A 14,864-nucleotide genomic window follows, 5' to 3' on the forward strand; every position below is an offset into this window, starting at 1 on the left:
ACGGTCCCCCTTACTGACCAACGGCGAAGGGGGCCGAAGCAATGCAGAGAACGGAAGGTGACCGGCGGCGACGGGAACACCTTGCCGACGTGTCGACGGGACACACGCCCCGGTTACTCCCTTGGGTGACTGAGGACGGCAAGCGGTGCATGTTGAGCACCGGCGACGAAGGCGGCTTCTTGTCTCGGCTCGCTGACGACTTTGAGGCCGTGCATCTTGCCATGGGTGAGGACGTTCTCAAGCAAGCGCGCAAGGTGCTGGACGACCCCATGACCCCCAACGCTGAGGTGCGGTACACGGCCCTACGCCTTTCCGAGTGCCTGACTGACGCGCTGCGGATCGCCGAGAGTCGAGGGCTCCGCCTGTCTGCGCCGGACGCCAGCGAGGATGACGACGAAGACGGGGACGACGAAGACCCGGCACAGTCCGCTGAGGCGTCCGCATGACCCGCGCTGTCCTTCGGTTCGTGAAGCACAGCATCCGGCACGTGGAAGAAGGCGGGTGGATCTTCGAAGCCTTCTGCGCGACCACGTCGGAGTGTGAGGAGACATCCGGCCCCCAGGGCGAGCAGGAAGACGCTCAGGACTGGTGTCTTCGCCACACCGGCCGGACTGGTCATGACCTCTTCCGCCGTGTCGTCGCGGACCATGCCCGCGTAACGCGGGACGAATGACCCCGGCGCGCTGAGAGACGGCGAATCAAGGCTCAGCGTCTCGGCTGCCCCGTCTGTGCGTCCGTACCAGTTGTTTGCCTGCCTAGATCACGCCGACGTTGCTCGGAACGCTCTCGCGATGGACGTGCCGCCAATCACGTGACGCATCCGTTGGCGTGGGTTCGGGCGCTTCCGCATACCCGCTGACCTGGTGTAACGTCCAGAATCGCTAGTTAGACGCGTTCGGATCGGCGAGCACGACCCACGTCGCCTCGCTGCCCTGCCCGACGTCCACCCGCCGCGCCCCGAGCCCCACCAGCCGCTCGATCTCGGCGGCCTGGTCATCCGGGATGAGGTCGATGTGCAGCCGGTTCTTGCCCGCCTTGGGCTCGGGCACGGGCAGGAAACACATTCCGGGGAAGGCGGTCTCATGCGCCCCGATCACGATCTCCTCCTCGTCCTCGAAAAGCACTTTCCAGTCCAGGACCTGGCACCAGAACCGCGCGAGAGCGGGCAGATCATGAGCGTCCACGGCAAGGTGGTACAGAGTAACGGCCATACCCATCAGTATGTGCTCTGCGGTGATGTCAGTGCCGTCCGGCACCATCGCGTCATGGACCACTCGACATTCGACGCGGACGCCCGCGCGGAATTCGCCCGAGCCGTGCGGGCTGCCATGGAGGAAGCGAAACGCGAGGGCAAGACGAAGCCCACCCTGGAAAAGATCTCCAGAGCCACAGCGGCGAAGAACCGACCACCTGTGAGTACGAGCGCAATCAGTGCCTGGTGCAGTGGCGATCGGCTGCCTCGGACCTGGTCCGTCCTGGAATCCTTCCTCACTGCCCTGGAACAGGCGGCGTCGCTGCCCCGGGGAAAGTTCGACGACCCCCCACGCTGGCGAAGGCTCTACGAGCGAGCACGCGCCGCGCCGAGCGAACCTCCCCAGCCAGGAACCGTCGCAATCCGCGTCCGGGATGCGGACCCACTCGAACTCATGGTGCACCGGGCCCGAACGACCAAGGACGGGAACGCCGTCCCCGTCTACATTCCCCGCGACGTCGACCCCGACGTAAGAGCGGCTCTGTCACGCATGAGCGGCAGCGGCGGTGTTGTGCTCCTGGTCGGCGACTCCACTGCGGGGAAGACTCGATGCGCCTACGAAGCCATGAGAGCGACGCTGTCGGATCACCTACTGATCGCGCCACGCCACATCACTGACCTTCCCGAGGCGATCAGCAAGGCAGTCCGGGCGGCCAGGAGTGACGAGCGATGTGTGCTCTGGCTGAACGACATAGAGAAATACCTCGGCCCAGGAAGTTTTGACCTCAAGGACCTGCATACCCTGCGCACCACTCAGACCGTGGTGCTCGGAACAATCCGGTCGCGCATCCGGAAGGACCTGCCCGACGAAGAGCTGGTCAGGCTGGCCCAGGAGTTCGAAGTCGAGCGGCTCTGGTCCGCGGGCGAGGTCGACCGCGCTCGGAAGCAGTTCCGGTCCGACCGCGACGAGCGGCTGCGCCTCGCAATCAGCCAGGCCGCCGACTTCGGCATCGCCGAAACACTGGCGACGGGTCCTCAGCTATGGCGTGAGTTGCGCGGTGCGTCCGTGGTGAACGGCAACCCCCGTGGGGCTGCGCTGGTGTGGTGCGCGATCGACCTGGCCCTCGCCGGCCTGACAGAACCCCTTTCGGTCGGCCTCCTTGGCGAACTGCACGAGGACTACCTGCCGGGAAGCAACAAGCAACTGATCGGTCCCGAACCATTCGAGGCCGCCCTCTCCTGGGCTACCAGCCCGCGCGACGCCGTGACACGCCTCCTGATACCTGAAGGCGATGGGCTGCGTCCCTTCGACTATCTGCTCGACGCTCATCTGCAGGACCGAGGTCCCTCACCCAAGCTGATCCCCGAGAAGGTCTGGGCAACCGTCCTCGCATCGGGCACCGAAAGACACCAACGCTTCAGCATCGCCCTCGCGGCCCACGCCAATGACCGCATGGACATCGGCCGAAAGGCCCTGCTTCCGCTCGCAGAGGCACAGGACGCCGAGGCACAGCGCACGCTCGGTGTGCTCTGCGAGCACACCGACCGGCAGGAAGCGGCCCGATGGCTTCAACGCGCCATCGACTCGGGAGACGTCCTCTCCTTCCGTCTGATGGGCAATCTCCACTTCCGCAACCAGGACCGCGAGACCGCTTCCCAGTGGTACCGGAAGGCGGCCGAGGCGGGGGATGAGGTAGCGCAGTCGTACTACAACGAACCGACTCTGATCCGTCCGCCGAAGGCCCAGACGCCTCACCTCATTGAGCCGGATGTCGGGGCAGCCGCCGACGCGGACTGGGACGAGGCCGAGGACTACGGCCCCACTCCGCGTACCCTGCGCGTCCTGGAAGCCGCTTTCGTTATCTCGGCAGACATGGCGTACGACTCGTTGGAAGAGATCGGAGACCAGCGAGTCGACCTCACCCATAACTACGCTGCCGTCTTCAGTGATCTGCCCGTGCTCACCTGGGGCCAGAACGCGAAGTGGCGTCGTCAGATGGCCCGATGCTTCGACGACCTCGCCCAGGACATCCGGTCCGGTGAGTGGCCCCAGCCCACCTGCACGGGTGAAGAGATGGCGATGCATATCGCCCTCGAACGTGCTTCGGCCATGGTGGCGGACGAGCCAGAGCTGGTGGATATGTTCACCGAGGGGCTCCCAGAGGAGGCCGGCGACTATGACTGGGGCCTGTGTCTGGGTCTCTTCCTTGAAGACACGGATGTGCTGTTCCTGTACGAGCCCTGGGCGCAGGGCATCGAGGAGCCGGACAATCCCATCCATCGACATCTCGGCATCGCGAACCTCGAAGCAGACGACTGGTTCGATCCCTTCCGCGAAAACGAGACACGCGACCCGGAGCGCGGGTTCCGCCGTTGCACCGCGATCCCGCCGGGATAAACCGCCTGGCCTTTCTGACCTGCACCGATGAGCCGTCGGCGCACGGGGACGATGGTTCGCGCGGCGTCCGGCCGCTTTCGTAGTGCCACGCGATCGCAGCGACATCGACACTTCGAGGAAGGCTGGCGCACATGCCCTTCACACGCGAACTCCTCCTGCTGACCGGGATCCCGCTCACGGTGGCAGCGACTCTGCTCATCGGTCATCTCACGACGCTGCACGGCCTGCGAGGTGAGCACCGCCTCGCCGCGTTCCGCATCCTCGCCGAGGCGATGCGCCGGCGCCGTTGACGCGAAAGGGCCCCGGCACACAGCCGGGGCCCTACACACGCACAGCTCGCTCAGACGTTGAACCCGAGCGCCCGCAGCTGCTCGCGTCCATCATCCGTGATCTTGTCCGGCCCCCACGGCGGCATCCAGACCCAGTTGATCTTGAGCTCGTTGACGATGCCCTCCGTCGCGGACTTCGCCTGGTCCTCGATCACATCGGTCAGCGGGCAGGCCGCCGACGTCAGGGTCATGTCCAGCGTCGCGATGTTGGCGTCGTCGATGTGGATGCCGTAGATGAGGCCCAGGTTGACGACGTCGATGCCCAGCTCGGGGTCGACGACGTCGTACAGCGCCTCGCGGACTTCTTCCTCCGAGGCCGGCTTCAAGGTGGCCTCTGCGTTCTCGGTCATGCGCTCTTCCTCTCGGCTCCGGCGCCCAGCGCCTGGGCCGTCGCGTCCTTCCAGGCCATCCAGCTCAGCAGAGCACACTTGACGCGCGCGGGGTACTTGGAGACGCCGGCGAAAGCCACCGCGTCCTCCAGGACCTCCTCCATCGCGTCGTCCGGCTCCAGCTGGCCCTTGGACTGCATCAGCTCCAGGAAGGTCTCCTGGATCCGCTGCGCCTCGGCCAGGTCCTTGCCGACCAGCAGGTCGTTGAGGACCGAGGCGCTGGCCTGGCTGATGGAGCAGCCCTGGCCCTCGTACGAGACGTCCTCGATCCGCGAGCCCGCGTACTTCACCCGGAGGGTGATCTCGTCGCCGCACGTCGGGTTCACGTGGTGCACCTCGGCGTCACCGTCCCGCAAGCCCCGCCCGTGGGGGTGCTTGTAGTGGTCCAGGATGACGTCCTGGTACATCGAATCCAGCTTCACAACGCATTACCTCGCGTCCCTGTAATCGCTCGCCACGACGTGCTTTCCGGCCGGGGGTCCGGGGGGTGTCCCCCGGGAAGACACAGCACGTCGGTAACCCCTAGCCGAAGAAGTTTCGTACGTGCTCCAGGCCGTCCACCAGGGCGTCGACCTCGGCGGGCGTGGAGTACAGATAGAAAGACGCTCGCGTGGTCGCGGGAATTCCGTAGCGCAGGCAGACCGGGCGCGCGCAGTGGTGGCCGACCCGGACCGCGATGCCCTCCTCGTCGAGGACCTGGCCCACGTCGTGCGGGTGGATGTCGCCCAGCACGAAGGAGATCGCGGCGCCGCGGTCCTCGGCCGTGGTGGGGCCGATGATCCGCAGGTCGGGGACCTCCTGGAGGCGCTTCACCGCGTACTCGGTGATCGCGTGCTCATGCGCGGCGATCTTGTCCATGCCGATCGCCGAGAGGTAGTCCACGGCCGCGCCGAGGCCGACGGCCTGGGCGATCGGGGGCGTACCGGCCTCGAACTTGTGCGGCGCGGGCGCGTACGTCGACGAGTGCATCGAGACCGTCTCGATCATCTCGCCGCCGCCGAGGAAGGGGGGGAGGTCTTCCAGCAGCTCCTGGCGGCCCCAGAGGACGCCGATGCCGGTCGGGCCGCACATCTTGTGGCCGGTGAAGGCCACGAAGTCGGCCTGGAGGGCCTGGACGTCCAGCGGCATGTGCGGCGCGGCCTGCGAGGCGTCGATGCACAGCAGTGCGCCGACCTCCTGGGCGCGGCGGACGATCGCCTCGACCGGGTTGACCGTGCCCAGCAGGTTCGAGACCAGCGTGAAGGAGACGATCTTCGTCTTCTCGGTGATGATCTCGTCGATGTTGGAGAGGTCAAGGCGGCCGTCGTCGGTGAGGCCGAACCACTTCAGCTTCGCGCCGGTCCGCTGCGAGAGCAGCTGCCACGGCACGATGTTGGAGTGGTGCTCCATCTCCGTGATGACTATCTCGGTCTCATGGTCCACGCGGTAGGGCTCGTCGGCCCAGCCCAGCATGTTGGCGACCAGGTTGAGCGACTCCGAGGCGTTCTTGGTGAAGATCACCTCGTCGCGGCTCGGCGCGTTGATGAACGCGGCGACCTTGTCGCGCGCGCCCTCGTACAGCGCCGTGGCCTCCTCGGCCACCGTGTACACACCACGGTGGACGTTGGCGTTGTGCCGCTCGTAGTACTCGTTGAGGGCGTCGAGCACCTGGCGCGGCTTCTGCGAAGTCGCCGCGCTGTCGAGGTACACGATCTTCTTCCCATCGTGGACCACACGGTCCAGGAGGGGGAAGTCCTTGCGGATCGCCTCGTCAAGAAGATGAGACCCGGTGAGGAGGCCCGGCAGCTGTGTCACTCGGATGCGCCACCCTTCGTGTAAGCCTCGTAGCCCTCGTTCTCCAGCTTGTCGGCGAGCTCGGCGCCGCCGGACTCGGCGATGCGGCCGTTCGCGAACACGTGCACGAAGTCGGGCTTGATGTAGCGCAGGATGCGCGTGTAGTGCGTGATCAGCAGGGTGCCGACCTCGCCGCTCTCGCGGACGCGGTTGACGCCCTCGGAGACGACGCGCAGCGCGTCGACGTCCAGGCCCGAGTCGGTCTCGTCGAGGATCGCGATCTTCGGCTTGAGGAGCTCCAGCTGAAGGATCTCGTGGCGCTTCTTCTCACCGCCGGAGAAGCCCTCGTTGACGTTGCGCTCGGCGAAGGCCGGGTCCATCTGGAGCTGCTCCATGGCGGACTTGACCTCCTTCACCCAGGTGCGCAGCTTGGGCGCCTCGCCGCGCACGGCGGTGGCGGAGGTGCGCAGGAAGTTGGAGACCGAGACGCCAGGGACCTCGACCGGGTACTGCATGGCCAGGAAGACGCCGGCGCGGGCGCGCTCGTCGACGGACATCTCCAGGACGTCCTCGCCGTCCAGCGTGACCGTACCGCCGGTGATCGTGTACTTGGGGTGACCCGCGAGCGAGTACGCGAGGGTGGACTTGCCGGAGCCGTTGGGACCCATGATGGCGTGGGTCTCGCCCTGCTTCACGGTCAGGTCGACGCCCTTGAGGATCTCCCGGGGGCCGTTCTCGGCTTCCACGGTGACGTGCAGGTCGCGGATTTCAAGCGTTGCCATGGGGACTTAGTTCTCCTGGGATACGGAGACGAGAACATCGTCCCCTTCGATCTTTACGGGGTAAACGGGCACGGGGCGCGTCGCGGGCAGGCCCGACGGCTTGCCGGTGCGCAGGTCGAACGTGGAGCCGTGCAGCCAGCACTCGATCTGGCAGTCCTCGACCTCGCCCTCCGACAGCGAGACGTTCGCGTGCGAGCAGATGTCGTGGATCGCGAACACCTCGCCCTCGGTACGGACGAGCGAGACCGGCGTGCCGTCGAGTTCCACCCGCTTCGGGGTGTCCTCCTCCAGCTCGCTCAGCGCGCAGACGCGGACGAAGGCGGACATCAGACGGCCGCCTCCAGCTCCGCCTCGATCTTGGCGAGCAGGCGCTCCTCCACGTCCGCGACACCGACCTGCTGGACCAGCTCGGCGAAGAAGCCGCGGACCACCAGACGGCGGGCCTCGGCCGCGGGGATGCCGCGCGCCATCAGGTAGAACAGCTGCTCGTCGTCGAAGCGGCCGGTGGCGGAGGCGTGACCGGCGCCGGCGATCTCGCCGGTCTCGATCTCCAGGTTCGGCACGGAGTCGACGCGGGCGCCGTCGGTGAGGACCAGGTTGCGGTTCATCTCGTAGGTGTCGGTGCCCTCGGCCTTGGCCTGGATGAGCACGTCACCGATCCACACGGCGTGCGCGTCGTCGCCCTGGAGGGCGCCCTTGTACACGGCGTTGGACTTGCAGTGCGGCGTGTTGTGGTCGACGAAGAGCCGGTGCTCCTGGTGCTGGCCCTTGTCGGTGAAGTACAGGCCGAACAGCTCGGCCTCGCCGCCGGTGCCCGCGTAGGAGACCCGCGGGTGCAGACGGACCAGGTCGCCGCCGAAGGTGACGACGACGGACTTGAAGGAGGCGTCGCGGCCGATCAGCGTGTTGTGCTGGGCGACGTGGACGGCCTTGTCGTCCCAGTCCTGCACGGAGACGACGGTCAGCTTGGCGCCGTCGCCGAGGACGAAGTCCACGTTGGCGGCGAGCACCGCGTCACCGGTGTGGTCGATGACCACGACGGCCTCGGCGAACGCGCCGAGCTCGACGACCTGGTGCGCGAAGACGGTGCCGCCCTCGCCGTGCACGGCGATACGGATCGGCTCGGTGAGGACCGCCTCCTTGGGGACGGTCACGACCGAGGCCTTCTCGAACGACGAGTAGGCCTGGGCGGCGATCCGGTCCACCGGCGTGCCCGCCCGGCCGAGCCGCGCGTCGTCGCGGCCCACGGTCTCGACGACGACGCCCTCGGGGGCGGTCACCTCGACGCGCAGTCCGTCGCCGGTCGCCACGGCGGTGCCGTCGTGCAGCCCGCGCAGCCGCGCCAGCGGCGTGAACCGCCACTCCTCCTCACGGCCGTGCGGGACCGGGAAGTCCTGCACGTCGAAGGACGGGGGGGCGCTCATGCGCGTGGCGACGGTCGACTCGGCGGCCACCGCGATCGAGCCGGCGGTGGTGGAGCCCGCCGGGATGTTCTGAGCCTCAGCCATGGCTGTCGTAGTGCTCTCTTCCTAGATCAGTCTGCGTTCGCTGCTGCGGGGGACGGTCGGGCCGTACTAGCCGACCGAACCCTCCATCTGCAGCTCGATCAGCCGGTTGAGCTCCAGGGCGTACTCCATGGGCAGCTCCTTGGCGATCGGCTCGACGAAGCCGCGCACGATCATCGCCATCGCCTCGAACTCCGTCAGACCGCGGCTCATCAGGTAGAAGAGCTGGTCCTCGGAGACCTTGGAGACGGTCGCCTCGTGGCCCATGGACACGTCGTCCTCGCGGACGTCCACGTACGGGTAGGTGTCGGAGCGGGAGATGGTGTCGACGAGCAGCGCGTCGCACAGCACGTTCGACTTCGATCCGGCCGCGCCCTCGCCGATCTCGACCAGACCGCGGTACGAGGTGCGGCCGCCGCCTCGCGCCACCGACTTGGAGACGATGTTGGAGGACGTGTTCGGCGCCATGTGGACCATCTTGGAGCCGGCGTCCTGGTGCTGGCCCTCGCCCGCGAAGGCGATGGACAGGGTCTCGCCCTTGGCGTGCTCGCCCATCAGGTAGACGGCCGGGTACTTCATGGTGACCTTGGAACCGATGTTGCCGTCGATCCACTCCATGGTCGCGCCCTCGTACGCCACGGCGCGCTTGGTGACCAGGTTGTAGACGTTGTTCGACCAGTTCTGGATCGTCGTGTAGCGGCAGCGGCCGCCCTTCTTGACGATGATCTCGACGACGGCGCTGTGCAGCGAGTCCGAGGAGTAGATCGGGGCGGTGCAGCCCTCGACGTAGTGGACGTACGCGTCCTCGTCGACGATGATCAGCGTCCGCTCGAACTGGCCCATGTTCTCCGTGTTGATACGGAAGTAGGCCTGGAGCGGGATGTCGACGTGGACGCCCTTGGGCACGTAGATGAACGAGCCGCCGGACCACACGGCCGTGTTCAGCGACGCGAACTTGTTGTCGCCGACCGGGATGACCGTGCCGAAGTACTCCTGGAAGAGCTCCGGGTGCTCCTTGAGCGCGGTGTCCGTGTCGAGGAAGATCACGCCCTGCTGCTCCAGGTCCTCGCGGATCTGGTGGTAGACGACCTCGGACTCGTACTGGGCCGCGACACCGGCGACGAGGCGCTGCTTCTCCGCCTCGGGGATGCCGAGCTTGTCGTACGTGTTCTTGATGTCCTCGGGCAGGTCCTCCCAGGAAGCGGCCTGCTTCTCGGTGGAGCGCACGAAGTACTTGATGTTGTCGAAGTCGATGCCCGAGAGGTCCGAGCCCCACTTCGGCATGGGCTTCTTGTCGAAGAGGCGCAGGCCCTTGAGGCGCAGCTTCAGCATCCACTCGGGCTCGTTCTTCTTGCCCGAGATGTCGCGGACGACGTCCTCGGAGAGCCCGCGCTTGGCAACGGCACCCGCCGCGTCGGAGTCGGCCCAGCCGTACTCGTAGTTGCCCAGGCCCTCGAGTTCGGGGTGGGCAGTCTCCGTGGGGAGAGTCATGCGGGGTTCCTCCCGGCCGTGCTTGTGGATGCTGATTCGGTGGTGGTCTGTGGTGCGCTGTGCGGGATGAACGTCGTGCACACCCCGTCGCCGTGGGCGATGGTGGCCAGACGCTGCACATGGGTTCCCAGCAGGCGGGAGAAGAACTCCGTCTCCGCCTCGCACAGCTGCGGGAACTGCTCGGCCGCGTGGGCGACCGGGCAGTGGTGCTGGCAGAGCTGCTCGCCCCGTCCGGGGAGGGGCGCGCTGCGCGCCGTAGCAGCGTACCCGTCGGCGGTCAAGGCCTTGGCCAGGGCCTCGGTGCGCTCCTCGGGCGGCGCCGCCTCGACAGCCTCGCGGTAGCTCTCGGACTGGGCCTCGATCCGCGCCCGGGCGAAGGCGACGACGGCTTCCTCGCCGGCCGCGCCGCCGCCCGCGGACTTCTCGATCCAGCGGAGCGCGTCCACGGCCAGCTTGTCGTACGACTGGTCGAAGGCGTCCCGCCCGCAGTCCGTGAGGGCGAAGACCTTGGCGGGCCTGCCGCGGGTCCGTGCCCCGTACACCCGCTGTTCCCGGGCGGTGACGATGTCGTCCGCCGCCAGGGCATCGAGGTGGCGGCGGACGGCAGCCTGGGTGAGGCCGAGGCGCTTCGCGAGGTCCGCGACGGTCGAGGGCCCGTGGTCCAGGATGGAGCGCGCGACCCGGTTGCGGGTGGACCGCTCACCGGTCGCGAGTTCCTCCTGCGGAGCCTCGCCAACGTTTTTCACAACACCATTGTTGCGTAATTCCTCAGAGCCTGACAAGCCACCTCTTGATCATTGAACGGTGCGGTGCATCACTTAGGCATACCTAAGCTGACCTGCGGAAACGATCTCTGATCGATCAAATGGGGGACCCCGCAAAAGGACCCTGCCGACCCGCTTGACCTCGGGGTATGGCACACGGCGACCCTTTTCGCACACCTCTGCGGGCGCTCCCCCGGACGGGTCCACGCAGACCCCCGGCAGAGCCCCCCGACGGCCGAAAAAGAGTGGTCGCGCATTCGCGCGTCCGTGCCCCCGCACGACCCCCGCCCCACGGTCCGGCGCCCCGCGCGCGCTGCCTAGACTGGCTCGTCATGAAGAGCGAGTCCGTCGTCCAGGTCATGGGCCTGGTCAAACGGTACGGATCGAAGACCGCCGTGGACGGCCTCGACCTGCGGGTCGCCGCCGGGACCGTCACCGCCGTCCTCGGCCCCAACGGTGCCGGCAAGACCACCACCATCGAGATCTGCGAGGGCTACCGCAGGCCGGACGCCGGCACGGTCCGCGTCCTGGGTCTCGACCCGGTCACCGAGGCCGAGCGGCTGCGCCCGCGCATCGGCGTGATGCTCCAGTCCGGCGGCGTCTACTCCGGCGCCCGCGCCGAGGAGATGCTCCGCCACATGGCGAAGCTGCACGCCCACCCCCTCGACGTGCCCGCGCTGATCGAGCGGCTCGGCCTGGAGAGCTGCGGCCGCACCACCTACCGCCGGCTCTCCGGCGGCCAGCAGCAGCGCCTGGCGCTCGCCATGGCCGTGGTCGGCCGCCCCGAGCTGGTCTTCCTGGACGAGCCGACCGCGGGCCTTGACCCGCAGGCCCGCCGCGCCACCTGGGACCTCGTACGGGAACTGCGCGCCGACGGTGTCTCCGTCGTCCTGACCACGCACTTCATGGACGAGGCCGAGGAGCTCGCGGACGACGTGGCGATCGTCGACGCGGGCAAGGTCGTCGCCCAGGGCTCCCCCGAGACGCTCTGCCGGGGCGGCGCCGAGAACACCCTCCGCTTCACCGGCCGCCCCGGCCTCGACCTCGCCTCCCTGCTCAAGGCGCTGCCCGACGGCACGGCCGCGGCCGAGCTCACCTCGGGCGCGTACCGCATCAGCGGGACCGTCGACCCGCAGCTGCTCGCCACCGTCACCTCCTGGTGCGCCCAGCACGGCGTGATGCCCGACGGCATCGCGGTCGAACGCCACACCCTCGAAGATGTCTTTCTGGAGCTGACCGGCAGGGAGCTGCGCCGATGAGCGCCGGTACTGGTACGTACACGCCGAACCCGGGGGCCGCGCCCGTCGGCCGGATGATCGGCGCGCAGGCCGCCCTGGAGACCCGGATGCTGCTGCGCAACGGCGAGCAGCTGCTGCTCACCGTGGTCATCCCGGCGCTGCTGCTCGTGCTGTTCAGCGGGGTCGACATCATCGACACCGGCGACGGCAAGTCCGTCGACTTCCTCACCCCCGGCGTCCTCGCGCTCGCCGTGATGTCCACCGCCTTCACCGGCCAGGCCATCGCCACCGGCTTCGACCGCCGCTACGGAGTGCTCAAGCGGCTCGGGGCGTCCCCACTGCCGCGCTGGGCGCTGATGACCGCGAAGACCCTGTCGGTGCTGGTCACCGAGGTGCTCCAGGTCGTCCTGCTGACCGTGATCGCCTTCGCGCTGGGCTGGTCGCCGCACGGCAACCCGTTCGCGGTGCTCCTGCTGCTGGTCCTGGGCACGGCCGCGTTCTCCGGGCTCGGGCTGCTGATGGCGGGCACGCTCAAGGCCGAGGCGACGCTCGCCGCCGCCAATCTGGTCTTCCTGCTGCTGCTCGTGGGCGGCGGGGTCATCGTGCCGATGGACAAGTTCCCGGACGGCGTGCAGACGGCGCTCGGGCTGCTGCCCATCTCGGCCCTGTCGGACGGGCTGCGGGACGTCCTCCAGCATGGGGCCGCCATGCCCTGGGGCGACCTGGGGATCCTGGCGGTCTGGACGGTCCTGGGCCTGGGCGCGGCGGCGAAGTTCTTCCGCTGGGAGTGAGAAGTTCCGCCGCGGGGAGCAAGAGGCCGTATCGGCCACCCCTCGTGAAAACGTGCACAAAGGTCCCCCTACGATAGGGGCCATGCCGAACGTGACCCGAGCCGATGTGGCTCAGGCGGTGCGCAACCCGCTCGCCTTCATCGCCGAGCGGTGGACTCCGTCCCCGCGGACCGTCCAGCGCGCGGCCCTGATCGCCGTCGTCATGGCCGTCGTCATCGTGGTGACCGGCGGCGCGGTCCGGCTCACCGGGTCCGGGCTCGGCTGCCCGACCTGGCCCAAGTGCACCGACCAGAGCCTGACGCCGACCGGCGAGATGAACTTCCACAGCGCGGTCGAGTTCGGCAACCGCATGCTCACGTACGTGCTGTGCGCGGCCGTCGGCTGGGCGATCATCGCGGCCCGGGCCGCGAGCCCGTGGCGGCGCAGCGTCACCCGGCTCGGCTGGGTCCAGTTCTGGGTGGTCATGGGCAACGCGGTCCTGGGCGGCATCGTCGTCCTGGTCGGCCTCAACCCGTACACCGTGGCGGCGCACTTCCTGCTCTCCACCGCGCTCCTCACCGTCGCGATGACGACCTGGCAGCGCACCCGCGAGGGCGACGGCGAGCCGCGCCCGCTGGTGGGCAAGGCCGTGGTCCAGCTGACCTGGCTGCTGGTCGTCGCGGCGGGCCTGCTGGTCGCGGTCGGCACGGTCGTCACCGGCGCCGGGCGGCACGCGGGCGACTCCAGCGACGTGGAGCGCATCCCGCTGAACTGGACGATGATCAGCCAGCTCCACGCCGACCTGGCCTGGGTCGTGGTGGCCCTCACCGTCGCGCTCTGGTTCGTCCTGAAGGCCGTGGACGCCCCGATCGGCCCGCGCAACCGGGCCCGGGACCTGTTCCTGGTGCTGATGGGCCAGGGGGTCGTCGGCTACGTCCAGTACTTCACGAAGACGCCCGAGGCCCTCGTCGCGCTGCACATGTTCGGCTCGTGCCTGGTGTGGATCGCCGTGGTGCGCGTACTGCTGTCGCTGCGCGAGCGGCCCGAGGTCGCCGCGTCCGTCCCGGCCCAGTCAGACCCGGCGCTCACCCGCGCCTGACAGTCCGTACACCCGCCGGGCGTTGCCCGCCCCGATCATCGCGGCGACCCGCTCGGCGTCCGTACGGGCCCACGCCCCGTCGGCCACCCAGGCGCCCAGGACCCGGCTCAGCGCGTGGCCGAACTGCCGGGCGCCGACCACATGCAGCTCGGGCAGCCCGCGCGCGCCGCTGGAGTAGAGCAGCTTCCCGAACGGCGCCAGCTCCAGGAGCTCCGCCAGGACGTCGGCGGCCCGCGCCCCCGTACGCACCAGGGCGGGCCCCACGTCCGCGTACACATGCGGGAAGACGCTCGCCAGATGGGCGGCCTGGCGGTGGTACGGATAGCCGTGCAGCAGCACCAGGTCCGTGCCCAGGCCGTTGGTCGCGGCGGCGAACCCCGCGAGGCCGGTCGCGTCGTCCATGCCGAGCCGCAGCTGGAGCGGGCGCCCCGAGGCGACCGCGCTCCACAGCAGGTGCCGCAGCAGCACCGGGTCCTCCAGCGGGTCCTGGATGCGGCGCCGGGTGAGCCAGCGGCCCGCCGCGCCGCGCACCTCGCCGGGCCCGGGCGGGGCCGGGTCCAGGCTCTGGCGCACGGCGCTCACGGAGATGAAGGCGACGGCCGATGCGGCCGCGGTGTGCACGGCCTCGGCGAGGTTGGCGAGGAACGCGTCGACGGTGCCCGAGGTGTCGGCGACCTGCTCGGCGAGGAGTTCCAGCCGCACGATCTCGTGGGCGTCGGCGGCCCCGGCGGCGGCCAGCTCGCCCGGCCCGGTCAGATCGCCCGGCAGGCCGGTGTCCACCAGATAGGTGGAGACGCCCGAGCCGCGCAGCAGCCGTCGGACGGTCTCCAGAACGCCCAGCTCGCGCCGGCGGGCGAGATAGCGGGCGGGGGCGCAGTGCGCCTCCAGGCCCAGCAGCGGCGGACACCAGCGGCGGACGGCGAAGCCGGTCTGGGTGTCGAAGAACGTGGTGCCGGGGGCGGGCGGGGCGCCGGTCCTGCCGAGCTGCGTCTCGAAGGTGCCGAGCCCCAGCTCGGTGCGGAGCACTCCATGGCAGTACTGGTCCACCAGCTCCGGCTGCGGCACGGCGTCGATCATCCGGGGCTCCCTGGGTGGTGTGCTTCCACCTCACTAACGGGTGAGCCCCGGATGAGT

16 protein-coding genes are annotated in these 14,864 nt (G+C 68.8%); 6 read left to right on the plus strand and 10 right to left on the minus strand.

From position 1 onward, the window contains the following. Positions 1-149 precede the first annotated feature (149 nt). Entirely contained in the window at positions 150-446 is a 297-nt protein-coding gene (locus BX283_RS12885; RefSeq protein ID WP_257582685.1) for a hypothetical protein, read from the plus strand. A gap of 435 nt (positions 447-881) precedes the next feature. Here the strand turns inward: BX283_RS12885 and BX283_RS12895 are convergent, their stop codons facing one another. After that, a complete protein-coding gene (locus BX283_RS12895; RefSeq protein WP_101392309.1) occupies positions 882-1,211 on the minus strand; it encodes a VOC family protein in 330 nt (109 codons plus the stop codon). Between the two features lie 54 nt (positions 1,212-1,265). Here BX283_RS12895 and BX283_RS12900 point away from each other — a divergent pair, with 54 nt between their 5' ends. Further along, positions 1,266-3,590: a tetratricopeptide repeat protein gene (locus BX283_RS12900; RefSeq protein WP_143676424.1), complete on the plus strand. Its 2,325-nt coding sequence runs from the start codon at positions 1,266-1,268 to the stop codon at positions 3,588-3,590. 131 nt (positions 3,591-3,721) lie between these two features. Continuing rightward, positions 3,722-3,880, plus strand: a complete 159-nt coding sequence (locus BX283_RS40590) for a hypothetical protein (protein WP_180357143.1) — start codon at positions 3,722-3,724, stop codon at positions 3,878-3,880. 50 nt (positions 3,881-3,930) lie between these two features. Here the strand turns inward: BX283_RS40590 and BX283_RS12905 are convergent, their stop codons facing one another. The 8 genes from BX283_RS12905 to BX283_RS12940 form a co-directional block, all read right to left on the minus strand. Then, on the minus strand, positions 3,931-4,269 hold the full coding sequence (locus BX283_RS12905; RefSeq protein ID WP_101387762.1) for a metal-sulfur cluster assembly factor: 339 nt from the start codon (positions 4,267-4,269) through the stop codon (positions 3,931-3,933). Further along, a complete protein-coding gene (gene sufU, locus BX283_RS12910) occupies positions 4,266-4,730 on the minus strand; it encodes a Fe-S cluster assembly sulfur transfer protein SufU (protein ID WP_101387763.1) in 465 nt (154 codons plus the stop codon). The genes BX283_RS12905 and sufU overlap by 4 nt, the downstream gene beginning before the upstream one ends. A 100-nt stretch (positions 4,731-4,830) precedes the next feature. Next, positions 4,831-6,102: a cysteine desulfurase gene (locus BX283_RS12915; RefSeq protein ID WP_101387764.1), complete on the minus strand. Its 1,272-nt coding sequence runs from the start codon at positions 6,100-6,102 to the stop codon at positions 4,831-4,833. Then, the gene (gene sufC, locus BX283_RS12920; RefSeq protein ID WP_101387765.1) at positions 6,099-6,863 is read right to left on the minus strand and encodes a Fe-S cluster assembly ATPase SufC; all 765 of its coding nucleotides are present in this window, start codon (positions 6,861-6,863) and stop codon (positions 6,099-6,101) included. The genes BX283_RS12915 and sufC overlap by 4 nt, the downstream gene beginning before the upstream one ends. A gap of 6 nt (positions 6,864-6,869) precedes the next feature. Further along, entirely contained in the window at positions 6,870-7,190 is a 321-nt protein-coding gene (locus BX283_RS12925) for a non-heme iron oxygenase ferredoxin subunit (RefSeq protein WP_101387766.1), read from the minus strand. After that, entirely contained in the window at positions 7,190-8,371 is a 1,182-nt protein-coding gene (gene sufD, locus BX283_RS12930; RefSeq protein WP_101387767.1) for a Fe-S cluster assembly protein SufD, read from the minus strand. The genes BX283_RS12925 and sufD overlap by 1 nt, the downstream gene beginning before the upstream one ends. Positions 8,372-8,437: 66 nt before the next feature. Next, positions 8,438-9,859 (minus strand): Fe-S cluster assembly protein SufB, encoded by a 1,422-nt coding sequence (gene sufB / locus BX283_RS12935; RefSeq protein WP_101387768.1) that lies wholly within the window; start codon positions 9,857-9,859, stop codon positions 8,438-8,440. After that, positions 9,856-10,605 (minus strand): metalloregulator ArsR/SmtB family transcription factor, encoded by a 750-nt coding sequence (locus tag BX283_RS12940; RefSeq protein WP_101387769.1) that lies wholly within the window; start codon positions 10,603-10,605, stop codon positions 9,856-9,858. The genes sufB and BX283_RS12940 overlap by 4 nt, the downstream gene beginning before the upstream one ends. Positions 10,606-10,955: 350 nt before the next feature. Between BX283_RS12940 and BX283_RS12945 the strand changes: the two genes are divergently transcribed. The 3 genes from BX283_RS12945 to BX283_RS12955 all read left to right on the plus strand — a co-directional run bounded on the left by BX283_RS12945 (position 10,956) and on the right by BX283_RS12955 (position 13,730). After that, entirely contained in the window at positions 10,956-11,882 is a 927-nt protein-coding gene (locus tag BX283_RS12945) for an ABC transporter ATP-binding protein (RefSeq protein ID WP_101387770.1), read from the plus strand. Further along, a complete protein-coding gene (locus BX283_RS12950) occupies positions 11,879-12,652 on the plus strand; it encodes an ABC transporter permease (RefSeq protein WP_101387771.1) in 774 nt (257 codons plus the stop codon). The genes BX283_RS12945 and BX283_RS12950 overlap by 4 nt, the downstream gene beginning before the upstream one ends. Positions 12,653-12,734: 82 nt before the next feature. Then, positions 12,735-13,730, plus strand: coding sequence for a heme A synthase (locus tag BX283_RS12955; RefSeq protein ID WP_101387772.1), 996 nt, complete (start codon positions 12,735-12,737; stop codon positions 13,728-13,730). Here the strand turns inward: BX283_RS12955 and BX283_RS12960 are convergent. Further along, complete coding sequence (locus BX283_RS12960) at positions 13,704-14,807, minus strand: amidohydrolase (RefSeq protein ID WP_101387773.1); 1,104 nt, start codon at positions 14,805-14,807, stop codon at positions 13,704-13,706. The two genes, BX283_RS12955 and BX283_RS12960, sit on opposite strands and share 27 nt — an antisense overlap. Between the last annotated feature and the right edge of the window lie 57 nt (positions 14,808-14,864).

The sequence above is a fragment of the Streptomyces sp. TLI_146 genome, from assembly GCF_002846415.1.
In the GTDB taxonomy this organism is placed as follows: Bacteria; Actinomycetota; Actinomycetes; order Streptomycetales; family Streptomycetaceae; genus Streptomyces.